The sequence below is a fragment of the Streptomyces sp. NPDC055189 genome (assembly GCF_053606765.1).
In genome coordinates this window covers 179,777-205,022 of record NZ_JBSGSG010000001.1, presented here as the reverse complement: position 1 = coordinate 205,022, position 25,246 = coordinate 179,777, and the positions used below count along the sequence as shown (strand labels likewise).

Sequence of the window (25,246 nt, the reverse complement as noted above, 5' to 3'; positions counted from 1 at the left end):
GGGCGTGGCGGCGGCAGGCAGGCTGGCCGGGAACGGCGCGTTCAGGCGTGGCGGTGCTGGCGGGCAGGCCGGCCGGGAAGAGCGCGTCTTCAGGCGTGGCGGTGGTGGCGGGCGAAGCGCTTCTCGGGCTCGGCGAGGAACTCCCACGGCCAGCTGGTGTAGGCGCCGTCGAGCGTCTGGAAGACGCGCCGGATCGTGTGGCGCTCCTCGGCCAGCGACAGGGCCATGGCGAACATGTTGAAGTCGCCCTGCCAGCCCGGGCGGCGCACATAGGCGGGGTGGAGGATGCTGCGGTCGGCCGCGGCGCGCAACTCGTCGCGTATCTGCGGGGTTTCGAGGCAGTCCCCGCTGTCCGACTCGACCCAGTCCTCGATGTGCGCCATGGCGATCACGCAGCCGAGACGGTGTCCCTGCGGGGCGCGGGCGAAGGCGTCGCGGGCGAACGCCAGGGCCTGGCCCGGCTCGCCGCCCCACCGGGGCTGCATCTGCGACAGCCATTCGAGGTGCGTCTCCAGGTCCAGCGGGTTGCGGCGCAGGGCGGCATGGAGGCGGGTCTCGTTGATGGCGTGGCCCACCGACATGCCGCGGCCGGAGGTGAGCAGGCGGCGCCACGGCGTGACCCATTCCGGCTGCAACTCAGCGGCCTCGAACAGCTGCTCCTCGGCGATACGCAGCCGCTCGTGGAACACCCGCCACTGGTCCTGCGAGACGTTCACGGCGCGATCGGCGGTACGCGCCTCCCAGCCCCAGCTGATGTGCCGTGCCCCGGATATCAGCAGGGCGGTCGCCCGGTCTTCCTTGTCCTCCGCGACGGCGCGGCCGATCCAGTCCTGCACGCCGCCCAGGTCGGCCAGTTCGCCGAGGATGTGGTGGTCGCGGCCGAGATCGAAGGGCGCCAGCGCCGCCTTGACCGCCGCCCAGTCACCGGCCTCGGCCGCCTCCACCAGCGCGAGCACCCGCACGTCCCCCAGCGCCCGCAACGTGTAGGTCCCGTTTCTCTGCCTGCGCGGGACGGGAAGGGCGTACGGATCCGCCTCGGGTCTCTCCTGGCCCCTGCCGAACAGCTTGCCGAGCATGCCGCGCCCTCCCCTGGTCCCGCGTGATCGTCCGGTGCAGCATAGGCGGACCCACCGACACGAAATCCACAGGGTATTCACATTCACTTCACGGGCCAGCCGGTGGAGCCGCGCCGGACCCTCGCCAGGCTCCGGCTCGTGGGGTTCCCGCGCCGGGCCCTGGCAGGGCAGTACTGGCTGTACTGCACTGCCAGGACTCCGGGCGGCCGGGGGGAAGGACTCGGCCGCCCGTGTCGTCCGTCCGTCCGCTACGGAAGGCTGTGCACCTTGGGCCCGACGGAGTTCGACCACGTACTGCCCGCCGTCGCGTCCCAGTTGGTGGACCACGTCATGGCGCCGCGCAGCGCCGGGTAGGTCTTGGACGGCTTGAAGGAGCCGCAGCCGGTGCCGCGGGTCAGGCAGTCCAGGGCGTTGTTCACGACCGACGGGGCCACGTAGCCGCTGCCCGCGCCGCGCGTGGACGCCGGGACGCCGATGCCGACCTGCGAGGGGTCGAGGCCGCCCTCCAGCTGGATGCAGGCCAGCGCGGTCAGGAAGTCCACGCTGCCCTGGCTGTAGACCTTGCCGTCACAGCCCAGCATCGAACCGCTGTTGTAGTACTGCATGTTGACGACCGTGAGGATGTCCTTCACGTTCAGCGCCGTCTGGAAGTAGCCGCCGGACGTGGACTGCATGTCGATGGTCTGCGGCGCCATCGTGAGCACCATGTTCGGGCCCGCCTTCGCGGACAGCTGGCGCAGCGCCTTGCTCATGTAGGTGGGGTTGAGGCCGTTCTCCAGGTCGATGTCGACGCCGCTGAACCCGTACTCCTGCATCAGCGCCCAGGCGCTGTTGGCGAACGCGGTCGCCGAGGCGTCGCTGTTGACCGAGATGGTGCCCTTCTCGCCGCCGACCGAGAGGATGACGGACTTGCCCGCGGCCTTCTTCGCGGCGATGTCCGCCTTGAAGTCGGCGGTGGAGGCGTAGCCGACGGCCGGGTCGAGGTTGAAGGTGATCTGGCCGGGCGTGGTGGTGGCGTCGGCGAAGGAGACGGCGATGATGTCGTACTGCGCGGACACATCGCGCAGCTTCTGCACGGTCGCGCCGTTGTCGAAGTTCTGCCAGTAGCCGGTCAGTGCGTGCTTGGGCACGGTGCCGCCGTCTCCGCCGCCGCCCTTGGCGGTCCGTGCGGACACGGCCGTCGACTTCGCGGACTCACCGGCCGCGTTCGAGGCGCTGACCTGGAAGCTGTAGGCGGTGTCCGGCGTCAGACCGGTGACGGTGGTGGAGGCGCCGCCGGCCGAGGCCACCTTGGTGCCGTCGCGGTAGACGGTGTATCCGGTGGCCGTGGACACCGGGGTCCAGGACAGGTCCACCGACGTGGACGTCGTCGTGCCCGCCTTGAGGCCGGCCGGCACGGCCGGTATCTCCACCGGGTCGGTGCCGCCGCCCCCGTCGGGACCGAGGACGCTCACATCGTCGACGTAGTACGCGCTCTGTCCGTACCAGCCGTGCGTGTACACGGTGACCGACGTGGTGTTCGCGCCGGTGGTGAAGCTGGTGGAGAGCTGCTGCCAGGACGAGGTGCCCGGCGTCCAGGTCGACACGTCGGTGGTGCCGGTGCCGCGGGCGCCGAGGTAGGCATAGCTGCCCTGCACCCAACTGCTGAGCTTGTACGTCGAGTTGGGCTTCACCTTGACGATCTGGGAACACTCGGCGTGGTTCTGGCCCGAGGGAGTGGCCTTGAGCGCTTTGGTGCCACCGTGCACGGGGGAAGTCACGGCGGCGCCGCTGCCGGCGGCGCAGGTCCAGTTGCTCAGGTCCGACTCGAACCCGGCGTTCTTGGCCACGTTGACGTCCGCTGCCGCGGCGTCCGCCTTGGCGTCCGCCGACTGCGCGGGCGCGGCGAGCGCGGTGACGGCGAGAGCTGCGGCCGCGCCGACGGCGATCGCCGTGCCGATTCTCCGGCGAACGCCGGGTCTGCCCTTACGTACACGGTCCACGAAATGCCTCCAGAAAGAGGTGAAGGACGACGGTGAGAGTCGGTGGCCACCGCTACTGTGCGCAAAGCTGGTCCAGACCAATCGAGTTGTCAAGACCTCTGGCGAAACGTCCCGACCGCGGAACGCTCGAGGCACCCGCGACTGAACCGGCTGCGTACGGCGATGCGCAGCGACGTCCGGCGGTGCCCGGCGGTAACAGAATTCGCCGGAATGCTTCTCCTGGTTCACGCGGGGCTGGTGGGCTGACCGCGCTCAACTCACCGATCACAGGAGGCATGCGTGAATCTCGTCGTCAACGGCGACGCGGAGAGCGGGTCCGGCGGCAGCGCCGATCCCGTCCCGGCAGTCCGCGGCTGGAAGGTCGCCCAGGGAGCCCCGGCGCTCATCGCCTACAGCCTCGGCGGCGGCTACCCGACCGAGTCGGACGCCGGACCGGCCCGCCGCGGCAGCCGCTTCTTCTCGGGCGGCAACAGCCCGCGCACCGCGCTGGTGCAGGACATCGACCTGCCCGGCGGCGGCCCGACCGGACGCCGCGCCGTCGACGCGGGCAAGGTCCGCTACACACTGGCCGGCTGGCTCGGCGGCTATGCCGGGCAGGAGGACGGCGCGCGCCTGTCCGTGGAGTTCCGCGACGCCAAGAACACCCCGCTCGCCCTCAGCGTCCTGGGCCCCGTCAGCGCGGCCGACCGGCAGAACAAGACCGGGCTCCTGGAGCGGACGGCCGAGGCCGCCGTGCCGCCCACCGCCCGCTCGGCACGCATCCTGCTCGTCTTCACGCGCAGCGGCGGCGGCACCTCCAACGACGGCTACGCGGACGCCCTTTCCCTCACCCTCAGCGCCACCGGAGCCCGCCGATGACCGTCAACCGCCGTGACCTGCTCAAGTCCGCCGCGACCGCCGGCGCGCTCAGCCTGGCCTGGCCGCTCGCCGCGGGCCTGACCCCGGCGCAGGCCCGCGAGGCCGCCGAGAACCTGGGTGCCGAGTACGACCGCGCCCCCTTCACCCTCGGCGTCGCCTCCGGTGATCCGCAGCCGCACTCCGTGGTGCTGTGGACCAGACTCGCCCCCGAACCGCTCGCCGCCGAGCAGAGACTTCCCGAGGTCGTCGAGGTCGAGTGGGTCGTCGCCAAGGACCCCCGGCTGCGCCGCATAGTCGCCCGGGGCACGGCACCGGCCTCCGCGACACTCGGCCACAGCGTGCACGTCCCGGTGAACGGCCTCGCCCCGGGCCGCCACTACTGGTACGCGTTCAAGGCACTCGGAAAAACCAGCCGCGTCGGGCGTACGAAGACGGCGCCGCGCGGCCGCGTCTCCAAGGTCACCTTCGCGGCCGCCAACTGCCAGGCGTTCCACGACGGTTTCTACGCCGCCCATCGCGGCATCGCCCGCGAGAACGTCGACTTCGTCATACACCTGGGCGACTACATCTACGAGCACGGCCAGGTCGGCGGCGTCCCCGAGCAGCACGTGCGGGACCACGACGGCCCGGAGATCCTCACGCTCGCCGACTACCGCAAGCGGCACGCCCTGTACAAGGGCGACAAGTCGCTGCGCGAGGCACACGCCGCCCACCCGTGGTTCCTGACCTGGGACGATCACGAGGTGGTCAATGACTACAGCGGCACCGGCGGCGGCGCCCCGCTCATGCGGCGCCGCGCGGCCGCCTACCAGGCGTGGTTCGAGCACATGCCGCACCGCGACTCCTTCGGCGGGTCCGCACTGCCCGACCCGGAGATCCACCGGGTGCGGCGCTGGGGCGACCTGCTGGAGCTCGCCGTCCTGGACCTGCGCTCCTACCGCTCGGCACAGAACCTGCCCGACGGCACCATCCTGGGCACCGAGCAGAAGGCCTGGCTGAAGAAGACCGTCGACCGCGCCCCCGACGCCTGGCACGTATGGGCCAACTCGATCATGCTGAGCCAGCTGAGGGGCCGTCCCGGCGGCTCGTACATGTTCACCGACCAGTGGGACGGCTTCCTCGCCGAGCGCAAGGAGGTCCTGGCGCACGTGCACGACAGCGGCCTGGAGGACCTGGTCGTGATCACCGGTGACTGGCACTCGGCGTTCGTCGACGACATCCGCACCGACTTCGACGATCCTGAATCCCCCTTGCTGGGAACGGAGTTCACCGCGCACTCGGTGACCTCCGGCGCGTACTCCGCGGACTGGAACGCGGCCAACGGCCCCCTGATGGGCCAGGCCAATCCGCACCTGAAGTACTTCGAGGGCAACCGGTACGGCTACGACGTGTACGAGGTGACACCGGAACGCTTCAGCGCGCACATGCGGGTCATCGGTGACCGCCGGGACCCGCACTCGCCCGTCAGCACCCTGACGACGTTCCATGTCGACCGGGGCACGGCCGGGTCCTACGAGGACGAGGACACCAAGGGGTCGCCCGCCCAGTACCGCCGGGACTGACACCGGATCTCAGGCGTGCCCCGGCCGGGCCGGGGCACGCCCGGGTGCCGTTCGCCACGCGGCTGCAGACGCTGTCCGGCGCGGAGCGGATCGACGCAGCGTCCCCACGATCCGCCTCCGCCGCACGTGAGCGGGGAGGTGCCGCGCGGCAGAGGACGTACCGAGGGCCATCCAGCGGAGAAGGTGACGACGGCCGCGACACGTCACCCCGGGACCCCGACTGCATCTTCATCAGTTTCGGGCCCCGATGAGGTATCCCTGCCTCATGCCCCAGCTCACCGAACTGCTCCCCGTCGAGGCCATCCGCCTCGACGCCCCCGCTCCCGACTGGCAGGGCGCCATCCGTGCCGCCGGGGACCTCCTGGTCGCCAACGGCGTCAGTACGGACGTGTACACCCGGGAGATGCTCCGTACGGTGGAGGAGAACGGACCGTACATCGTCGTCGCTCCCGGCTTCGCCTTCGCCCATGCACGGCCGTCGCCCGCCGTGCATCACACCGGCATGTCCTGGGTGCGTCTGGTCGAGCCCGTCCCGTTCGGCCACGAGTCGAATGACCCGGTCCGCCTCGTCGTCGCCCTGGCCGCGACGGACGCCTCTGCGCACACACAGGCGATGGGCGCCCTCGCCCGGCTGCTGGCCGACCCGGAGACGGTCGACGCCCTGGACCAGGCGCCGACCCCCGAGTCGGTGCGCCAGATCCTCGTACGGGCCGAGGAGCCGGCCGAGGCGGCGGAGCCGGCCGAGCCCGCGGCCACCAAGGCCGCCAGCGGCTCCGGCGGCACACACACCATCCTCACCGTCTGCGGCAACGGCGTCGGGACAAGCCTGTTCCTCAAGTCGACGCTCGACAAGGTACTCGACCGCTGGAAGTGGTCCCGCTACATCAACACCGAGGCGACCGACACCATCTCCGCCAAGGGCAAGGCCTCGGAGGCCGTCGCCATCCTGACCTCCCGTGAGATCGCCAGGGCGCTGGGCGACGTGGGCGTGCCGGTGCGGGTGATCGAGGACTTCACCAACACCAAGGAAGTCGACGCCGCACTGCGTGATCTCTACGACGTCTGAGCCTGCGGCCTCCCCCGCACCGCGCCCCTCCCCGCCGAACCTCCAGGAAAACCCGGGAACCCCATGAACGTCCTTGTCGACATCGCGAAATTCATCGTCAATGAAATCCTCGCCGTCCCCGCCTATCTCATCGGCATCATCACCGCCGTCGGCCTCATCGCCCTGAAGAAGTCGGCCGGCCAAGTCGTCGGCGGCGCCATCAAGGCGACGCTCGGCTTCCTGCTGATCGGCGCGGGCGCGACCCTGGTCACCGCCTCGCTCGAACCGCTCGGCAAGATGATCACCGGTGCGACCGGCTCGCACGGCGTCATCCCCACCAATGAGGCCATCGTCGGCATCGCCCAGGCCGAGTACGGCTCGCGCGTGGCGTGGCTGATGATCCTCGGGTTCCTCGTCAGCCTGCTCCTGGCGCGCTTCACACCGCTCTCGTACGTGTTCCTGACCGGCCATCACATGCTGTTCATGGCGACTCTGCTGACGATGGTCCTGGCCACGGCAGGAGTCACCTCGTGGGTCGTGGTCGTGGCCGGCGGTGTCCTGCTGGGCATCATGCTGGTGGCGATGCCGGCCTTCGCCCATCCCTGGACCAAACGCGTCACCGGCAACAACACCGTCGCCGTCGGGCACTTCGGCACGGCCGGCTACATCGTCTCCGGCGCGACCGGTCAGGCCATCGGCAAGAAGAGCCGCTCCACGGAGGAGATGAACCTCCCCGAGGGCCTGCGCTTCCTGCGCGACTCGATGGTGGCAACGGCCCTGTCCATGGTCCTCATCTACATGATCATGGCCATTGTGTTCCTGGCCAAGGCCGGCAGGACGGAGGCATTCCAGGCGTACTCCTCGGGCAAGGGTGACCCCGGCTCGACCGGCATCGGCAACTACCTGATGTCCTCCCTCGGCCAGGGCCTGCAGTTCGGCATCGCCGTCGCCGTCATCCTCTTCGGCGTCCGCACGATCCTGGGTGAACTCGTCCCCGCCTTCCAGGGAATCGCCCAGAAGGTCGTGCCCGGCGCCATCCCCGCCCTGGACGCACCCATCGTCTTTCCCTACGCGCAAAACGCCGTCCTGGTCGGCTTCATCTGCTCCTTCACCGGCGGCCTGGTCACCCTGGGGCTGCTGGCCGGAGTCCTCAACCCCGCGTTCGGCACGGCCCTTGTCCTGCCGGGCCTGGTCCCGCACTTCTTCACCGGCGGCGCGGCCGGCGTCTTCGGCAACGCGACGGGCGGCCGGCGCGGCGCCGCCGTCGGCGCGTTCCTCAACGGCGTCATCATCACCCTCCTGCCGGCGTTCCTGCTCGGAGTGCTGGGCTCGTTCGGCTCGGCCAACACCACCTTCGGGGACGCCGACTTCGGCTGGTTCGGCTTGATCATCGGTAACGCGGCGAAGGCCGGCTCGGTGGCCGGCATCGTCCTCATGCTGCTGATCGGCGTCGTCATCCTCGTCGCCGCCATCGCCTGGCAGAAGAAGGTCGTCGACACCGGCTGGGACCCGGGAGCCGGGCGCGACAAGCTCCTGCCTCCCACCGCGCGGGAGACCCTCGAGGCCCAGGAGACCTCCGCCCCGACCACGACCCGCCAGTACGCGAAGATCGCCCCGCCCGCGGGCGCGCCGAAGCCGCCCCGGCCGGAGGAATAGGCCCTCCTCTCACCCGCCGCTCGGTCACGCTACGGACCGAGGGGCGGGTGCCGCGTCGTTCAAGGTGGACGACCTGGCAGCGGGATCAGAGCGAAGCCTGGTCCACGCCGAGATCGTGGCGCATGGCATGACGCAGTCCGCTCAGCAGCGCCCAGGACACCTCGATGTCCACGTCGAAGTCGTCAAGTTCCCGCTCACGCGTCTCCAGTTGGCCCTCGATCTGCTTGAGCCGTCCGTAGCTGGCGTTGAGTTGCTGATTGGCTTCCCGCGCCACCGAGAACACCGCCGCGGGCAGGATCATCTCCGCCTCCGCATAGCTGTCCCGATGGGCCAGCCGCTGGGTCTCGAGTTGCTCCCTGCACGCGTCGACCTCGGTGCCGGAGCGCAACGCGTGCAACAGGTTGACCTGAGCTGTCTGGTACTGGCGTGCGGCGGTGTTGAAGGCGATGTAGCACGCACGCCGCAGTGCGAGCAGCTCGCGGTGCGCCGCCTCCGCGTGCTCGGCCCGGCGTACCCGCTCGGTGTGCCGGCGTTCCTCCCGCTGGGAAGCGGCGAGAGCCTGCAGTTCCATCCGCTTGGTCTGATCGGCCCGCCGCTGGGTCAGCAGAGCCGCTCCCAGCGTGCCCAGCACACCGGCCGTAGCGGCCGCCAAGGTGATCCAATCGCCGCCCACCGCGCCGTCCCCCTCAGCTGCTCATCCCGAACGATCATTCCGAATGATCACCCCGCCCGACCCTATCGGTGCACCGGGCGCTCTCCTGTGTTCCCCATCGGCCGCTCGGCGCCGGATTGCCTTGATGGGTGAACGCCGCCCAATGTTGCAGGTGGTGGAGGTCGGGCCTGGTGGCTTCGGTCCGCAGAGGGCCCTGGAGGGTGGGCGGCGGTTTGCGGTGCGGGTCGAGCATCCAGAGCTGGGCGGCGCGCAGGGCGTCGGGCGGGGCAAGTCCGCCGGCGGTGAGGTGGTGGTGGAAGACCGCCATCATCACCGAGGTCGGACCGTCACGCACCGCCCAGCGGGAGCCCACGACGTCGGCGGCTCCGCCGGTGACCAGTGCGGTGGCCAGGGTCAGCGCCTCGTCGTGGTGGCCCGTGCTCAGGTCGGTCTCGCAGGCGCTCAGGACGACCAGCGGTCCCGCCATGTCCCGTCCCCGGTCGGCGCAGGCGTCAAGCACGTCTGCCACGGCGAGCCGCCCGCCATCGGGTCCGGCACCGGGCGGCACCGCGAGGCGGAGCTCCGAGTCGGTGGGCCGGGGCGCGGCGACGGCATGGCACGACAGGTGGATCAGAGAGGCGGGCGTCGTGCCGCCGGGCAGCACGGTGAGCAGATCCTGCGGCGTTCCCTCGGCGTCCCGCTCTCCGTCGGCGGACAGGAACTCCCCGTACCGCAGGGCCTGGTCGTAGCAGCCGGAGCGGAGCGCCTCGACTTCGAACTCGGCCCAGGGAAGGGTAAGTTCGGGGTCGGCAACGAGGACCTGCGGCCCGGCGGCGAAGGGCATCCGGCGCCGGGCCGATGCGGCCAGGAACTGGGCGCCGGAGGGCGCGTAGCTGATGACCGCCTGCTGGCAGGCGTATTGATGCCCGTGCCCGCCGGCGTCCCTGCTGCGTGCGGCGTGCCAGGGGACGACGCCCAGCGGACCGCACGGCACCAGGACGATCCGCGGCGGTCGGCCGGCGGGCTCGGAGGGCAGGGCGGCGAGCACCGGAGCCAGAACTGCGTCCCACGCCCAGTCGCACAGCGCGGCGAGCGCTTGTGTCCAGTATTCCTCGCGGGCGTCCAGCTCCGCGGGTTCCATGGCCGGATCGGTGAGCGCGCGGGAGCGCTCCGCCGCCGCGTCCAGGTAGTGGTCCAGCGGTGGGCTGCCCGGATAGCGCAGCTGCGGCAGGTCGAGGGTGACAGGGAGCGCGCCGGGGCGCAGGATCAGCGCACGACCGGGGAACAGGCCATCGGCCGTCTTGATGCCCGCCACCAGGTACACCAGCGCGTCGGCGCCCGCGGCGGCGAGCCCCGCGGACAGTTCGGCCGGGTCGGTGGTGCCGAGGAGCCGTTGCGCGCCCGACCCCTCAGAGGCTCCCCGGTTTACGCCGAGGGCCGCGAGCACCCTGCGCCGCAGCCCGCTGGGGATGGGTGAACTTCCCGCAGGGTCAGCGACCTCGAGGGCTGCCGCGGCGCCGGAGTGATCGGTCGTGTCGGGGCGCGGGGTGCGGACGGGGACCTGGGTCCGCCACTGGCGGGCGAGTTCGGGGTGTCCGGCGGCTTCGAGCAGTGTGGGGATGTCGCGGGTGGCGGCGGCCGACTGCAGGACCAGTGCACGGCCGCGCTCCAGGTCGGCGACCGCGTCCGCGGGCCGGCCGACGAGGAAGGCGATGTGTGCCAGCCGCCACGACAGTACGGATGCGTTGAGTGCCGCCGACAGACCGTGGTCGGCGCCCGCCTGGATCAGGACGTCGGCGGCCAGCTCGCCCAGCGCCGCGCGGAACATCTCCACGCCCTTGTGCCGGTCGTCGGCGGCGCTCGGGCCGTGGCGCGCGGCGCGCATGATGTGGGCCTCGCCCAGTTTGGTCAGGACGTCCGCGCCGTGCGCCCGGCCGCGTCCGCGGGCGAGCAGGACGCGGGCGCGGGTCAGTTCGGAGATGGCCTCGTCGAGCAGTTCCCCGGAAATGTCCCCGCGCACCACGTCGAAGAGCATGCGCAGGCCGAGAGCGCTTCGTCGGTCGTACTCCTGCTCGTGGTAGGCCTGCGGGTCATCAAGGCTGCGGCGGAGCACGGAGAATTCGGCATGCAGGATCGCCGCTTCGGGCTCCTTGCGCCAGGTGAGGTCGAAGCCGCCTTCGGACATCGGCCCGTCCTGCTGCGCGGGTGCCAGGAGCGCGTCCAGTTCGGCCATCCGCTCCTCCAGCGCCCCGCGCCGCTCGTCATCCGGCAACAGGGCGTCGTACCGGCCGCGCAGTTCCTCGTGCAGGCCGGGCAGTGCGCCGTGGTTCCCGGTGCGCTGGGCATAGCGCAGTTCGCAGGCGGCAGCGGAGAGTGCGAGATCCATGGCGAAGGGTGCGTCGAGCGGCACCGAACCTTCCCGCTCCAAGGCGGTGCGGAGCTGTCGCAAGGTGGCCAGGGCGGTGTCGGAGTCGTGGAAGCTGCCGCCGTGGTCGGCGGCGTGGTCCGTGATGCCGACCAGGTCCGCCTGCAGGGACACGGCCCACCAGGAGCCGGCGGGGCTCGCGTCGATCGCATCCCGGAGCAACTGGGCGGCGTCGTCCAGATAGCCGATGTCACCCGTGCGGTGCGCCAGCAGCTGATGCAGGTTGGCCGCCATGCGCCGCTCCCGGATGCCGGTGTACTCCATGAGGTTCCGCAACTGGGCGTCGAGATGCGAGTGGAGTCCCGGATCCACGGCTGTACGGATCGGCCAGTCCGCCAGGCGCTCCGCACGGTCACCGTCGGCCAGGGGTGCGGGCCGTTCCACCTCGGCCCAGTCGGTGTACTCCCCCGTCAGATGTTCCAGGACCAGCAGCAGGAAAGCGTGCAGTCGTGCCACCCGGCCCCGCTGCGGGGTGTCCGGCGGCAGCGCACGCAGGCTCGCCAGGGCCAGGTCCGCGGCGCGGCGCACCCCCTCGGCGCCCGCCGCGCTGCCGGCGGCCGCCTGACCCAGCAGCCGCGAGACGTCCGTGCCCAGTCCCAGGTCTTCGGGCACGGCACTGGGGCCCGACCCGGAGAGCTCGACGAACAGCCATACGAGGACGCGGGTGTACCGGGCCGTGCTGCAGGTGGCGGCCAGCTCCGTCAAGCCGCTGACGGCATGCAGGAGTGTGTCCTGTGCCGGGTCCGAGGTGGCGGATCCGGGATGCCGGGTGGACCTGCCTTCCTCCGTGGGCGCGGCTTCGCCAGCCGAGAGCATCCGCTCGATGACCTCCCTGTTCCTCGCGGTCTGCAAACGGAATTCCTCGTCGCCGGGCGCCCGGGCGATGCGGTCGACCACTTCCTTCGCTTCGCCCAGGTCACGACGCAGCGCGTCCGTCAGCAACCGTCCGTCTCCCGCGTCGAGCAGCGCGTTCTGCAATGCGGTATAGGTGCCGTCGGCCCGCGGCAGGGCCCAGGGCACGAGCAGGAACATCAGCAGCATGCGGCACAGCACCGCGTGAGAGCCGTCGAGCGGCCCGTTCCGGTCGACCCAGCGCAGGCGTTGGATGGCCTCCGCCCGCTCGTCGGGGTCGCACCCCTTGCTTTCGCGCCGCAGGTGGCAGCGCGCGCCCTGCAGCAGGCCCAGCTGTATGAAGACCAGGGCGAAATCCTCCTTGCGGGCGATCAACTCCTGCTCCAGGGCGGCGAGTTTGCGGATTCCGTCGGTCAGCGCGCTTTCGTCGGACCAGTCCGTCTCCTCCATGAGCTGATGCGTGGCATGGACGACCTCGACCGCGCGATCCTGCCGTGCCGCCGCTTGCCGGGCGGCGTCCGCGCCGTATTCTCCGCGTGGCGTCTCGTCAGTCATGACTCACCTCTCCATCTCCGCTCCCGGCGATACGCTGGCGATCAGTACGGCCCGGGGGCGCCGCGCGGCGCCCCCGTCGAGTACTCCAGGAGGGGGCACCGTGCACGAAGCCAGGCAGGGGATCGCGGACGCGCTGACGGACGCCGGACCGAGCGAGCGGGAGACCGCCCTGCTGGTGCTGGGCCACGCCGTGCGCTGGGCCGCCGCCACGCTGGGCGAGACCGCGCAGGACGCCCCGCAGCAGCCCTCCGACGGAGCCGACGCCCTGACCGCCCTCTACGCGTTGGACGAGGCGCTGAGCGATGCCCGCGCCCTCAGTGACGCGCTGCCCGGACTGCTCGAAGCGGCGCGGGCGGGCGAGCGGCTGGGGCAGAGCACGCGGGACCTGATGGACGAACTCACGTCGGCGGCCGAGCACGTGGCGCAGGAACGGGCCGCGCTGGATGAGTTGCAGGCGCGAGAGACCGAGCTGCGCCGTCGCCGCGCGGAGCACGAGAAACTGCGTCAGGAGGCCGACGAACTGCGCCGCCTCGAACAGCTGGTGACGGAGCTGGACGCACTGCAGGTGCAGCGCACGGAGATCGACGGCAGGCTGCGGGAGCTGCGCGCCCTGGACCCGGACACGAGCGACCGGGAGCTGTGCGCCGACGCCGAATCCCTGCTGCGCCTGACCGAACAGCAGCTCGCCGTACTCGCCCCGCGCACCCGCCAGTCCCTGGAACAGGTGGCTGCCGCGCAACGGACTCTGGCGGACACCGAACGGGAGATGAACGAGCACGCCAGTGACCTCGCCTCGCTGCGCCAGAAGTTGGAGCAGGTGCGGAGCGAGCACAGTCCGGTGCTCGCCGCCCTGTCCCGTCACGCCCGGGCCGACGGGGAGCTGGCGCGGGCCCTGCGCGCGGCGGCAGCCGCGAACGGTGCCGGGCCGGCGGGCGATCAGGGCCTGTCCCTGGAGGACGTCGTAGCGCTCACCGAGAGCGTCGAGCGACGGCTTGCCGAAGCGGACGGGGCCCTGAGCCGCGCGCTGGCGGACCAGGACACCGCGGACGGCGACGGAGAAGCGAAGATCACGAGCGGTTCGGCCTGAAGCCGGGCCGGGACTCCGACCCGGTCCACACCCGTCGCCCCCCGCCCTCCGGGAACGCACCGCCGTCCTTCCCTTCCTCGGGCTCCGGTACGTCCTGGGGCAGCAGCTCGGGCCCCTTGTCCCCGGCACTCCAGCGGGCGGCCTTGCCGCCCTCCATGATTTCCAACAGCTTGCGTACCTCCCGGGCGTTGCCGAACGACCCCGGGTGGGCCCATCGCTTCTCCTGCAGCCACTGCCGGGCGGCTTCCAGGGCGGCATCGGTGATCACATAGCCGTTCTCGGTCGCCAGCCGCCGCAGGATCTCTTCGAGTTCGTCCAGGGAGAACTCGGGGAACGGCACCTTGACCGTGAACCGCGACCGCAGTCCGTCGTTGAAGTCGAGCAGCCGCTCCATGTGGTCGGGGTATCCGGCCGCGACCACGACGAGCCGACCGCGCCAGTGCTCCATCTCCCGCAGCAGGGTGTCCACCGCCTCCGGGCCGAATCCGCCGCTCCCGCCGGCGTCCCGGACCAGGCTGTACGCCTCGTCGATGAACAGCACCCCGTCCAGGGCCCGTTCTACCGCGGCACGGACCAGGCCCGCGGTCTGCCCCGTGTAGCCGGCGACGAGGTCGGTACGGGTCACCTCCACGACGTGGCCGGAGCGCAACAGGCCCAGCGCACGAAAGAGCTCCCCGAATTGCCGGGCCACCGTCGTCTTCCCGGTTCCCGGCGGCCCCGTGAACAGCAGGTGCGGCGGGTCGAAGGCCCCGGCTTCGCGCTCCTGGCGCATCTGCAGCCGCTGCGTGAGACCCGTCAACTCCCGGCGGGCCGGCCCCAGTCCCACATACCGGTCGAGTCCCGCGAGGAGCTGCTGGGGGTCCGGTGCCGGCCGGGGCAGGTGCGTGCGGTAGGTCTCGGGGATGTCGTCGGCGTTCACGGGTCGCTCCACGTCCCGCCCGACGCGCACGGACCACCGGGAGTGGATGGCGTCGGCGAAGGACCGCGTTTCCCGGGCGTTCCCGAACGTCCTGTCGCGAGTCCGGTGCATTCCCTCCACGATCTGCCGCAGCATTCGTGCCGTGTCCTCCTCGACCGTCAGGCCGCGCTGTGACAGCCGGTTCAGGAGGGTCGTCTGCAGGATGTCGGGGCCGTAGTCGGGGAACGGGACGATGTTGGTCTCGGGAACGCGGCTCCTGAAGCCCGGGTTGGCGTCCAGGAACTCCGTCATCTTGTCCGGGTAGCCGGCCATGACGACCACCAGGCGCTCCCGGTCGTCCTCCATGCGCTTGAGCAGCACGTCGATCGCCTCACTGCCGAAGCCGTCCCGCTGGTCGCTGAGTCCGTACGCCTCGTCGATGAACAGCACGCCGTCCAGGGCCCGGTCGATCAGCTCGTTCGTGCGCAGCCCGGTCTGCCCGACGTACCCGGCCACCAGGTCACTGACCTGGGCCTCCACGCAGTGTCCCCGCTCCAGCACGCCGACGTCGCGGTACATCTCACCGACCAGGCGGGCCACGGTGGTCTTGCCCGTGCCGGGGTTCCCCGTGAACACCAAGTGCCGGGCGGGCGGTTCGGTTCGCGACGCTCTGCCCCGGGACCCGAGTTCCTCGCTCGCCGCCGCTTCCGCGCGCAGGCCGTCGAAGCGTCGCACGAGCTCCTCCGTGCCCGGCATCGCGGCCAGTTTCTCCCACGCGGTGCGCTCGTCGGCGATGGATCCGCCCAGCCATTGCCGTACCGAGTCAGGGTTCAAGGTCTTCTCCTCCAGACGTAGTTGTCCGAGGCGTTCTCGCCAGACCCGGGCGGTCTGGGGCTGCCCGGCCATTCCCCGGACCACCCGGTCCAGGTCCCGCCACTCGACCCCCAGTCCTTTGCGCAGCCGCAGCGAATGCACCAGCCGTTCCAATTCCGGCTTCTTGGGCAGCTCGATGCGGTGGGTGCCGCCGCGTGCGGGCTCGTCGTGCCGCTGGGTGACGAACGTCTCCAGCTGCGGGCAGTGACCGAGCTGGGTCAGGAACTCGGCCACCCGGCCCAGGGTCGGTCTGTTGAACACCAGGATCCACTGGTTGCCCTCGACCCCGTCGGCCGCCCACTCGGCCAGGGCCCCGGCCAGCTGGCGCGGAGCCCGGTTGTGCAGCAGGAACTCGTCCGCGTGCGGGAACACCACGGCCGTACGGTGTGTGGTGCTGCGCAGGTGCGCGGTGAGCGTCATCACGCCGAACGGGTCGGAGATCCCCGAGGCGCGGGCGGCCCCCGATCCCGTGGCGGTGTTGCGGGCCGGTTCCGCGGCGGGCGCGGCATTGAGGAGCTGCGTCCCGCCGAGGGGGCCGCGCAGACCGGTGTGGTGCATGCCGCGGGTCCCTGAGCGGCCGGTCGTTTCCGCCGTGCGGCGGGCGGGGCGGCGGGATCGGTCCCAGGACGCCCGGTCGCGGAAGTAGACCGGGTCATGCAGGGTGCTGAACACGATCCGCTCGAACCCCGCCGATCGCAGCATGCGCCAGATCGACTGCTCCATGGAGCGGATGCGGCCGGTGCTGTCGACGAAGATGTCGCCCACGCCCGGCCCGTAGAAGACCGTGAAGGGTTCCCCGTTGCGCACGCTCTGCGGAGCGAGCCGTTCGGTGCCCGGTGGGCATGCGACAACGGGGGCGTCCTTCGTCAGGGACGCGTTCATGGGGCGGGGCGCTCCTGCTCGGCCCGGTCGGGCTGCCCGCCGCCGCGGGCCGGCTGCCACGGGAGGGGATCGGTCTCCCCCTGGCCCGGAACGGGCACCGGTTTGCCCGGAACAGGCACCGCCTCGCCCGGATCAGGCACCCCGTTGCCCGGATCAGGCACCGGCCGCGCGGGCTCCACCCCCATTGGCACGCCCTCTTCCCGCAGCGCCGCGTACACCGCATCGGCGCGGCTGCGGAGTTCGGCCTCCGCGGTGGTGTCGTGGTCGCTGGACTCGACCCGGATCACGGTCCGGTCCGAGTCCTCGTCGGCCTGGGCGATCTCGACTCTGATCTCGTTGCCGGAGGCGGTGTTGCGCAGGCGGGCGTGGAACGCTTCCCGGGGGTCGTCGGCGGCGTACCCGGACTCTTCCTCGACGAGGTCGTAGTAGGCGATGTCGTGGAGGGTGCGGGCCACGACGTCGGCCAGGTTGACGCGCAGCTGCGAGGCGAGCTGGCGCATCCCGGCCTTCTCCACGGCCTCGCCCAGGCCCCGTTCGAGCCGGGGTGCCTCCTCGTCGCGCAGGACGTGCAGGTCCGTCACGTCGGTGTGCGGGTCGCGGGCGCGGTCGAGCGCCGCGGCCGTGTCCGCGAGGACCTGGTCGAACTCGCCCCGGGACCAGTGCACGACATCCAGCGAGTACCCGGCGACGGGCTGCGCGTCGGGTCCGATGACGGGGCGGTGCCGGTTGTCCTCCGCCAGGGACTGCACCTGGACGAGGGCCTCCACGGCCTCCTGCTGGGCCAGGCAGCGCTGGAGCTCCCGCTGCTCGATCTCCACCCGCAGGTCGCTCAGTTCGTGGAAGGCTTCCTGCGCGACGGCCAGCGCTGCATCGAAACGGCCCTCGCCCGCCGTGCCCCGGGCGGTGGCGACCCGTCGGCGCAGCCCGTCGAGCCGGCCGGGGGCGTAGCGGTCGTGGGGCAGTGCCTCCTCGATGAGTGCGGCCATGGTGTCGGCGTCGGCGAGCCAGGTGCGCGCGGTGTCCTCGGCGTGGGCCCGGTCGGCCTTGAGCACGTCGATGTCCTGCGTGAGGCGCGCGGTCTCCGCCCGTCGTTCGGCGCGCTCCGCGGCGAGGGCGCGCTCGGTCTCCCGGCGCTGTTCCTCCAGGCGCCGGCGGGTGTGCTCCTCGATGCGGCCGGCCGTCTCCTGCAGGTCCTGGTGCAGGCGTTCGGCCTGTTCGCTCAGCTTGCGGGTGGTGTCGGCCTCCATCTGCCGGGTCCGGTCGCTGAGCTTGCCGATCGCCTCGTCCTGGCGGCGCTGCTGTGCCCGCACCCTGGAGAACGCCTTGTCGACATCGGCTTTGGTCTGCTTGCGCACGTCCTTGACCAGACGCGGGATGTCCCGTTTGACGGCCTGGAGCTGGCGTGCCCTGTGCTGCAGACGGTGCCATTCCGACTGGTCGATCTGGATCAGTTTCCTGCCGCTCATGACTGCCCCTTCTCCTGCGGATGTGCACCGGACTCCTGCGGATGTGCACCGGAACGATGGGGGTCCGGGCCCGTCGTGCGGGCGCGGACCGTGTCGACCGCTCGCTCGAAGGCGGCGGGGAGGTCGCGCGGCGGCACCCCGACCAGCAGGGCCTCGCGGCCGTCGATCGCGATCTCCACGTCGCGTGCGCGGCCCTGGAAGTCGTAGCCGCTGTCCAGGAGGCGCGGGGTGAGGTGATGGACGCGCTGGTTGCTGCTGCCGCGCAGACCGCGCCCGTCGTTGCGGGCGGCCACGTACAGGCCGTCGATCAGGACATCGACGACGGCGAGCAGTTCGGTGACGCCGGGCGAGGGCGGCCGGGTGCGCAGCCGTTCCAGGCGGTGCCCGGTGAAGCAGATCACGGACACGTCTCTGATCTGCCGGGCGCGGCGGACGAGGCGGGCCAGGCCTGCGGCCTGTGCCATGGGTTCGCCGCCGGAGAGGGTCACTCCGGTGACGCGGCGATCGGCGAGCAGTTCGGCCGCCAGGTCCTCGGGGTCCGCCCGGCGGGCCGGGCGGTCGGGGATCCACTCCGGGGCGAGACAGCCCGCGCAGTGGAAGGGGCAGCCCTGCACCCACACCACGGAACGCACTCCGGGTCCCAGCGCCCGGGTGCCCACGTGGGTGGCGGCCACGTTCAGCGGCTGCTGCCCGGTCACCGCGGGCCCTCGGGACGGACGCCGGCGAAACTCGGTCCCGCTGCCGGGCTGTCGAGGCGGTGGGTGAACGACAGGCCGCCGACCACGGCCCTGGCGCCCGGCGCACAGACCACCCGGTCCGGTCGGCCGCTCGCACCGTCCGGCACATACCGGATCATCAGGTCCACCCTCGGTCCCCGGTCGGTGCGGCGGCGGTGTCCGTGCACGGTGCCGTGTCCGCCGCCGCGCGGGCGGAACGTCACGCGCCGCCCGGTGAGCGGGATCTGTTCGGGGATGCCGTTTCCGAAGACGGGTGCGGTGGCCAGCACGCCGGTCAGGGCGGGGCGGTTGACGCTGCGCCAGCGCAGCGCGCCGAGCACCAGGGCCGCGGCGAGGACCAGCAGCATTCCCGGCAGCAGGAGGGCCGAGCCGACGTCGGCGCGCACGCGCAGGGGGTCGCCCGTGATCCCCGCCGCCGCGGGCACCTTCAGGTCCACGTCGGGTGCCAGGGCCGTGCGCCACGGTGTCGACACCTGCCCGCTCACCCGCAGCGCGGCCGAGGCTTCTTCGGTGTGCCGGAAGGGCCCGCCCCCGCCGGGCTTGCCCTCCAGACGTACGGGATAGGTCCGGGACTCGCCCGGCTTGAGGGTCAGTTGCCGCGGCACCCCGCTGACGTCGAGCGCGACACCGGCCGCCGAGACGCGGGTGTCGCTCACGGTGAGCGGCACCCGGGCGGTCGCCGAGCGGAAGGTGATCGAAGCGGTGGCGGAGCCGTCGGTGAGGTCGCGGGTGCCGGTCGGCTTCCAGGACGCGGTGACGCCTTTGCCCTTGTCCTCGGCGAGCAGGTTCGCCGCCGACCGGGCCCGGGTGTTGTCCCCGGCCCGCTGGAGATAGCGGCCCAGGTCCTGGATGCTGCCCGGGCGCAGGACGGTCGTGTTGTCCACGACGTCCCCGAGCCGGTCGGCGCCGCTGGCTCCGGAGGCCAGCGGCAGTGCGTATCCGGCGAGTTCGGTGCCCTTGGCGAGAGCCTCCGCGCGCTTGTGCAGGGCCTTCCAGGGCGGGCCGGACGACTTGGGGTAGGCGGTGCGCTTCGGCGGCTGGTGCTTGCCGTCGGTGAGCATGACCACCGAGGCGACACGCGCCGCGTCGTCCCGCTTCAGTTCGCGCAGGGCCTGGTCGAGGGCGGCGCCGATGTCGGTGCCGCCGTTCGCGTCGGGCTTGTCGGGCAGCTTGGCGGCGATGGCCGCGGGGTCAGCGGCCGATCCGATGTATCGCGCCTCGGGCCGGTCGTCGAAGGTGACCAGGGCGACGTGGTCGGTGCGGTTGAGCCCGCCGAGGAAGGTCCGCAGGGTCTTGCGCACGGTGTCGTAGCGGCCTTTGGCTTTCATCGAACCGGAGGTGTCCACCAGGATGACGTAGTCGACGGGCTGTTCGGCCACGCCGAGTTCCCGGTAGACCTCGTCCCGGCTGGGCCCGTCGGCGGCCGTCGCCGGGGCGCCCGCCGCCGGCAGGCCGACCAGCAGGGCGGCGGTCACGGCCGCCGCGCGGCGCAGCGCGGTCGTGGCTCGCGGTGACCAGGTAAATGGCTTCACGTGCGGACTCCTCCGGTGTCGGGCGGGCGGTCGGTCCGCGCGGCCCGCGCGTCGACCGGCAGGGCGCCCAACGGGATTTCGGTGGGCGTGAGTTGGGGTGTGGGCGGGGCGGGCGGGTGCGCGTCGTCCTGGCTCTGTCCGAGCGGCCGCAGGACCAGGCGGGCGGTCCCGTCGTCCGTGACGCGCAGTCCTACGTGCAGGAACACGTCGGCGATCGCGGGCACCATCACCGTCGCCGCGGGCACGGCGCTGCCCGCTCCGGTGTCGCGGACCACGAGGCTGACCTCGCGTGGGCCGCCGCCCGCGGCCGGGGCGGTCCTGAGCCGCACCCGTTGCCCGCCGTCCTCGGCGAACACGGTGGCTCCGCCGGGCAGCAGCGTGCTCGGCGGGCTGATCAGCAATTCGCCGTCCCGGGGTCGTCCGGCGACGGTGCGGTGCACGCGCGCGGCGACGGCGTAGGGGTAGCGGTCGGCGGCGTCGGTCCGTCCGGCCGCCACCAGAGCGGCGCCGAGTACCGCGGCGCAGGCGGGGTCGGTGCCATCGGGCAGCGCCAGCGCCGGGCCCAGGCGTTCGGTCAGGTGACGGATCAGTGTTCCCGAGCGGGCCGGGCCGCCCACGGCGATCACGGGCAGCCGGTCCGGGGCGGGGCGGGCATCGGCCAGAGCCCGGTCGAGTCCCCCGGTGAGCCGGGACAGGGCACGGTGCACGATGCCCGCGGTGATCTCCCGGCCTGCCACTTCGTGCACCACGGTGTCCGCGAACCGCTCCGCGCGGTCCGGGCGCCGGGCCATCTGGTCGAGCGCGGCCTCCGTCCGCCGGGCGTTTTCGGTTCTGGCCAGGCTCAGTGCGCGCAGCACCTGCGGATGGTCGTCGGCCAGGCCCGCCCCCTCCAGCACCGCCGCGTCGAACGCGGCGCCGTAGCCGGCGGGGCCGGGTTCGTAGCGGGTCACCCGGGAGACGGCCACCATCGTGCCCAGCGGGGCGCACCGCTCGATGTCGATCCCCGACGCGCCCAGATCACACATCAGCAGCGGCCCTGCGGGCGATTCGCCGGCATCGCGCAGCAGCGCCAGTACGGCGTGCGGCGCGCCGAGGAGGCGGGGGCGCGGCGCCCCGACGTCCGGGGCCGGGCGCTCCTGCTCCCCTGGCGGCACGACGAGGACCAGGCTCTGGGGTGTCCCGCAGTGCTCGCGGTAGGCGGCGCAGACCAGGCGCAGGGCGGCGTCGCGGTCCTCGCGCAGCGCGGCCGGGGTGGGCAGGCCCTGCCCTGGCACTCCTCCCGGCAGGTCCACCAGCCGGGGTGGCCCCTCCGCGTCGGCCCGGGCCACGCGCAGGAAGCGCGAGCCGACGTCGACGGCGATGGCGGGAGCGGCGGGCGGCGTCATCGGTCCCTCCGCGGCAGGAGCCGGCCCAGCCCCCTGCGGCTGTCCCGGCGTGCGTCGCCGCCGACGGCCGTGGGCCGCGGCGCGTTGGACGCCTGTCGCAGGTGTGCCAGGACGGTCGTGTGCCAGGTCTGCTGATCCCGGCTGTAGTCGGCCAGCAGCCGGCGCAGTCCCTCGTGCCGGTCGCCCCGCACGAGGAACCCGTACATCCGCACCCCCGGCAGGCCCGTGGCGAGGCCGTCCATGTAGTGGGCGACCTGCTCCAGGCAGTACGGGCCCTGCTTGATGGTCCAGTCCGCGACCGCATCGGACAGTTGCGCGGGCAGCCGTCCGTCGGGCGCGGCGGCCAGCAGGACACGGGCCGCGGCCTCGTAGGAATCGGGCTCCTGCACCGCCGTGTGGAAAGCGTGCACGGAGCGCAGCCACGCCATGTCGTGGCGCCGGCTCACCTGATCCATGAGGTAGGGCGGGACGCCGCGGTGATCGAGGGGATGGTCCTGGCCGGTGAGCCTCCGGTACAGCCGCCCGCACAGCTCGTGGCGGAAGCTGTCGGGCAGGTCGCGCGTCAGCCGCTCGATGACCCACCAGCCGCTGGGGCCCGGCGTGCCCTGCAGGAGCGCGTCGACGGTCAGCCGCCGCAGTTCCCCGTCCGAGTCGATGCGGTCCTCCAACTGGTAGGCGTAGGAGCGCAGTTCGGCTTCGTCGGCCAGGCGTTCCAGGCGGGGCATACCCGGCTCGCCGCCGGCCCGGGTGGCCGCGCCAAAGAGGTCCGCGTCGGCGGCCACGGCACCCGGGACCGGTGCGTCGACCGGCACGAGGAGCCCCACGGCGTCGCCCAGACCGCGTTCCAGGCGGGCGACACGCCACAGCCCGGGCCACATCAGGCCAAGTACATGCGGGCGTCCCCGCAGCCGGGCGATGTCCAGTGTGGTCCGCCAGCCGTCGTCGCACGCCTCGGCGAAGTCGGCGGCATCCGTGGCCGTGGCACCGGCCGGTGACGCGCCCAACAGCACGGCCCCGAAGCGCAGCCAGCCTGGGGTGGCGTCGGCGGACATCTCGGTTCCGGCCCGGCTCACCAGCCGTTCGAGCGGATCGAGGCTGCGCTTCTTGTGCTGCAGAAGGCACTTGAGCCAGGCGTCTGCGACGGCCGGTTCGCGCACCAGGAGGCGGTCGGCCCGGGTCGTGCTGCGGCCCCGCAGGTTCTCGGCCATGTAGATGAGCGAGCCCGTCCAGCCGCGCGTGGGTTCCGGGTCGGCCTCCACCAGGGCGTGGAAGAGGTCGTCGAAGCTTCCGGCCCGGTGCGGCTCGACGGCGTCGTGGATGCCGCCCAGGTGGTCTTCGGCCCGCTTGAAGGACTGGGCCGGGGCTCCGGCGGCCAGGACGTCCCGGGCGAGGAAGGAGCACACCCGTCCGGACCAGTGCTCGGCGAGGAGCTCGCCGGCGCGCGCGTTGCCGGCGCGCGCCTCGCGGGCCAGGTAGGCGGTCAGGGCCTCGAGTTGCGGGGTGTCGAGGGATGCGAGCGGGTGCCGGTCCAGGACGCGCGCCACATCGGCCGGGCGTCCGGCGCCGGAGCGGATCTCCTGGACCACCAGGTCCAGGAGATCGGCCTCGCGCAGGACGTCGAGGGCAGCGCGCGGGTCGGGTGCGGCCGTGACCGGTTGCGCGGCGGTCAGCAGGTGCGCCACCAGCGTCGCGGTGTCGGGGGTCTTGGCCCGCAGGCGTTGCAGGTCCTGCAGGTAGGCGCCGGCGGCTTGGTCGCGCGGTGGCTGGGGCGGGGCCCCGGCGAACTCCGCAGTGGTCTGCCCGGCTCGCGCCGCCGACGCGAAGAACAGCCGCAGGTCGTGCTCCGCCTCGCCGGTCCAGGTCGCGGCGCTCAGCCAGGTGCGGCAGGCGTAGGGCAGGAGGGCGCAGATCGCGTCGAGGATCCGCACCCGCGCGGCGCCGTCCGGCAGCGGCCGTCCGGGGCCAGGGGTGAGGGCCACCTGCCGGTCGTCCAGGAGCAGCGCGGCCACACCGGACGCCCAGGCGAATCCCACCTCGTCGATGACCGCGGCCAGTTCCTCGGGGGTCGTGCCCGGCACGGTGAGCGTGGTCGGGGTGTCGTCGGACGGCGGGTCCTGCGGGTACTCCGGCCGGGCGCGGTCGATCCCCGACCAGGTCAGGGCGGCTCGCTGTGTCGCCGTCCAGTCGAGCAGGGTCAGGCGCCAGGTGTAGCTGGGGGCGCCGGTGCCGTCGGACGTCCCGTCCCAGCTGGTCTCGACGCGGGCGCAGGCGGGGTCGGTGCCGGTCTCGCCCGTCCCGAGGAACACCTGCCAGGGCAGCGCGCCGTCGGGGTCGTCGTGGCCGCTGGGCGCGCCGGTGGCGGCGGCGCGCCAGAGGTAGGCATCGGCGCGGCCGGCGGGGAGGCTGCTGCGCAGCACCGCGTATCCCATGGTCCGTCCCGGGTGCTTGCCGAGCACCGCCGTGTGCGCGGTCAGCCGTCGCGCTGCCGGGTGCTCGTTCACCGCTGCTTCTTCCCGGGCAGGCTCTTCGCGCGACGCTCGCGGCTGCGGTCGCGGTGGACGCGCTCCTCCAGATCGATCAGCGGCTCCAGGACGTTGATCGGCACCGGGGAGGTGCGCAGGCGCTGCTTCTTGTCCACCTGGACGGGCTGGACGTAGTCGTTGTAGTCGAAGACGTGCTGCGGGGTGAGCCGGAAGCCGACCGCGGAGGTCGCGTAGTACGAGATGCGCCGGCGGTCGAAGTAGGTGTACAGGGCGTCACGTACGAGGCGTGCGTTGGAGCCGCGGAAGTCGTCGCACATCCACTGGAAGTACTGCTCGCCCTTTTCCTCGGGCACGTGGGGCAGCGCGGTGTCTTCCGTGTCCTGCTTGACCCAGCCCAGTTCGGCGGCGGGCTGGAAGATGTCCGGGTGGTCGAACTTGGCGACGCAGACAGACACATGGTGGGGGAGCTTGCCGTCGATGAGCCCTTGGCGGTTGCGGACCTGCGCGGTCAGCTGGATGAGGGTCGACTGGAGGAAGTTGAAACTCTCGGTCGCCTCGTTGGCGTCGCCGAGCGGGTCGAAGACGTAGATCAGCCCCTGGGCGCGGGCCAGCCGGTCGACGAGTTGCCGCTGTTGGGGGTGGCCGTCGCCGAAGACCTCGCCGGCCGCGTCCTGGATGTCGAGGACGAAGTTGGGCCGTCGGCTGCCGACGCCCCACTTGCGCTTCTTCTTGGGCCCCTGGACGGACCAGGCCATATCCCGGACGCCCATGGTGGCTTCGGGGAAGGTCCGTTGGCGGGTGAGTATGTCGACGCCCTGGCTGAGGAACGCGCTGGCCTCCGGTGTCATGCCGCTGATGTTCCAGGCGCCTTCGTGGTGGCGCTGGTATTGCATGGCGGCGATGGGCAGGGCGAACAGATACGTCGTCTTGCCCGAACGCGGCGCGCCCCACAGACCGATTCTGATGCGGTCCGCGTCCTCGCCGCCGGTCGGGACGCGGGCGGGCTCCGGGGAGGGCACGGTGTCCGGGACGGGCGGGAACTGCGCGGCCCGGTCGGCTCCTGCCCATGGGCGCGTCGGCTCGGGGGGCGTTGGCCCGGGGCTGCCCTCGCCGTGTCCTGCGGGCTGGCCCGGCCCGTTGCCGTTGGCCTCCGGTGCCGGTGCCGGTGCCGGTGCCGTGCCGGACGGCTCGTCGCGGTTCGGGTCGTGCCGGTTGGGGTCGTAGAGATCGGTCATGGGGC

General features: G+C 72.3%; 16 protein-coding genes. 5 read left to right on the top strand and 11 right to left on the bottom strand.

From position 1 onward, the window contains the following. Window positions 1-89: 89 nt before the first annotated feature. Window positions 90-1,076: a hypothetical protein gene (locus ACWFR3_RS00920; RefSeq protein WP_453732357.1), complete on the bottom strand. Its 987-nt coding sequence runs from the start codon at window positions 1,074-1,076 to the stop codon at window positions 90-92. Window positions 1,077-1,324: 248 nt separating this feature from the next. Then, entirely contained in the window at window positions 1,325-3,058 is a 1,734-nt protein-coding gene (locus ACWFR3_RS00915) for a chitinase (RefSeq protein ID WP_453732356.1), read from the bottom strand. Window positions 3,059-3,337: 279 nt separating this feature from the next. On the opposite strand from ACWFR3_RS00915, the gene ACWFR3_RS00910 reads away from it, so the two are divergent. The 4 genes from ACWFR3_RS00910 to ACWFR3_RS00895 all read left to right on the top strand — a co-directional run bounded on the left by ACWFR3_RS00910 (window position 3,338) and on the right by ACWFR3_RS00895 (window position 8,179). Then, the gene (locus ACWFR3_RS00910) at window positions 3,338-3,916 is read left to right on the top strand and encodes a phosphoesterase (RefSeq protein ID WP_453732355.1); all 579 of its coding nucleotides are present in this window, start codon (window positions 3,338-3,340) and stop codon (window positions 3,914-3,916) included. Beyond that, the gene (locus tag ACWFR3_RS00905) at window positions 3,913-5,478 is read left to right on the top strand and encodes an alkaline phosphatase D family protein (protein ID WP_453732354.1); all 1,566 of its coding nucleotides are present in this window, start codon (window positions 3,913-3,915) and stop codon (window positions 5,476-5,478) included. Before ACWFR3_RS00910 ends, ACWFR3_RS00905 begins: the two co-directional genes overlap by 4 nt. 265 nt (window positions 5,479-5,743) lie before the next feature. After that, window positions 5,744-6,544, top strand: a complete 801-nt coding sequence (locus tag ACWFR3_RS00900) for a PTS sugar transporter subunit IIA (RefSeq protein WP_453732353.1) — start codon at window positions 5,744-5,746, stop codon at window positions 6,542-6,544. Window positions 6,545-6,607: 63 nt separating this feature from the next. After that, a complete protein-coding gene (locus ACWFR3_RS00895) occupies window positions 6,608-8,179 on the top strand; it encodes a PTS ascorbate transporter subunit IIC (RefSeq protein ID WP_453732352.1) in 1,572 nt (523 codons plus the stop codon). 85 nt (window positions 8,180-8,264) lie between these two features. Here the strand turns inward: ACWFR3_RS00895 and ACWFR3_RS00890 are convergent, their stop codons facing one another. Beyond that, the gene (locus ACWFR3_RS00890; protein WP_453732351.1) at window positions 8,265-8,852 is read right to left on the bottom strand and encodes a hypothetical protein; all 588 of its coding nucleotides are present in this window, start codon (window positions 8,850-8,852) and stop codon (window positions 8,265-8,267) included. Between the two features lie 34 nt (window positions 8,853-8,886). Next, window positions 8,887-12,663, bottom strand: coding sequence for a CHAT domain-containing protein (locus ACWFR3_RS00885; RefSeq protein WP_453732350.1), 3,777 nt, complete (start codon window positions 12,661-12,663; stop codon window positions 8,887-8,889). 100 nt (window positions 12,664-12,763) lie between these two features. Between ACWFR3_RS00885 and ACWFR3_RS00880 the strand changes: the two genes are divergently transcribed. Then, window positions 12,764-13,750 (top strand): hypothetical protein, encoded by a 987-nt coding sequence (locus tag ACWFR3_RS00880; protein WP_453732349.1) that lies wholly within the window; start codon window positions 12,764-12,766, stop codon window positions 13,748-13,750. Here ACWFR3_RS00880 and ACWFR3_RS00875 read toward each other — a convergent pair. Genes ACWFR3_RS00875 through ACWFR3_RS00845 form a run of 7 tightly spaced genes read right to left on the bottom strand, consistent with a single transcriptional unit; the run spans window position 13,731 to window position 25,241 of the window. Continuing rightward, complete coding sequence (locus ACWFR3_RS00875; RefSeq protein WP_453732348.1) at window positions 13,731-16,403, bottom strand: AAA family ATPase; 2,673 nt, start codon at window positions 16,401-16,403, stop codon at window positions 13,731-13,733. The genes ACWFR3_RS00880 and ACWFR3_RS00875 overlap by 20 nt on opposite strands. Next, window positions 16,400-17,869 (bottom strand): hypothetical protein, encoded by a 1,470-nt coding sequence (locus tag ACWFR3_RS00870; RefSeq protein WP_453732347.1) that lies wholly within the window; start codon window positions 17,867-17,869, stop codon window positions 16,400-16,402. The genes ACWFR3_RS00875 and ACWFR3_RS00870 overlap by 4 nt, the downstream gene beginning before the upstream one ends. Continuing rightward, entirely contained in the window at window positions 17,866-18,567 is a 702-nt protein-coding gene (locus tag ACWFR3_RS00865) for a 4Fe-4S single cluster domain-containing protein (protein ID WP_453732346.1), read from the bottom strand. The genes ACWFR3_RS00870 and ACWFR3_RS00865 overlap by 4 nt, the downstream gene beginning before the upstream one ends. Next, window positions 18,564-20,138 (bottom strand): vWA domain-containing protein, encoded by a 1,575-nt coding sequence (locus ACWFR3_RS00860; RefSeq protein WP_453732345.1) that lies wholly within the window; start codon window positions 20,136-20,138, stop codon window positions 18,564-18,566. The genes ACWFR3_RS00865 and ACWFR3_RS00860 overlap by 4 nt, the downstream gene beginning before the upstream one ends. After that, complete coding sequence (locus ACWFR3_RS00855; RefSeq protein WP_453732344.1) at window positions 20,135-21,523, bottom strand: sugar kinase; 1,389 nt, start codon at window positions 21,521-21,523, stop codon at window positions 20,135-20,137. The genes ACWFR3_RS00860 and ACWFR3_RS00855 overlap by 4 nt, the downstream gene beginning before the upstream one ends. After that, window positions 21,520-24,024 carry a hypothetical protein gene (locus tag ACWFR3_RS00850; protein WP_453732343.1) on the bottom strand — a complete coding sequence of 835 codons (2,505 nt, stop codon included), beginning with the start codon at window positions 24,022-24,024 and terminating at the stop codon, window positions 21,520-21,522. The genes ACWFR3_RS00855 and ACWFR3_RS00850 overlap by 4 nt, the downstream gene beginning before the upstream one ends. Beyond that, entirely contained in the window at window positions 24,021-25,241 is a 1,221-nt protein-coding gene (locus ACWFR3_RS00845; protein WP_453732342.1) for a hypothetical protein, read from the bottom strand. Before ACWFR3_RS00845 ends, ACWFR3_RS00850 begins: the two co-directional genes overlap by 4 nt. Window positions 25,242-25,246 lie beyond the last annotated feature (5 nt).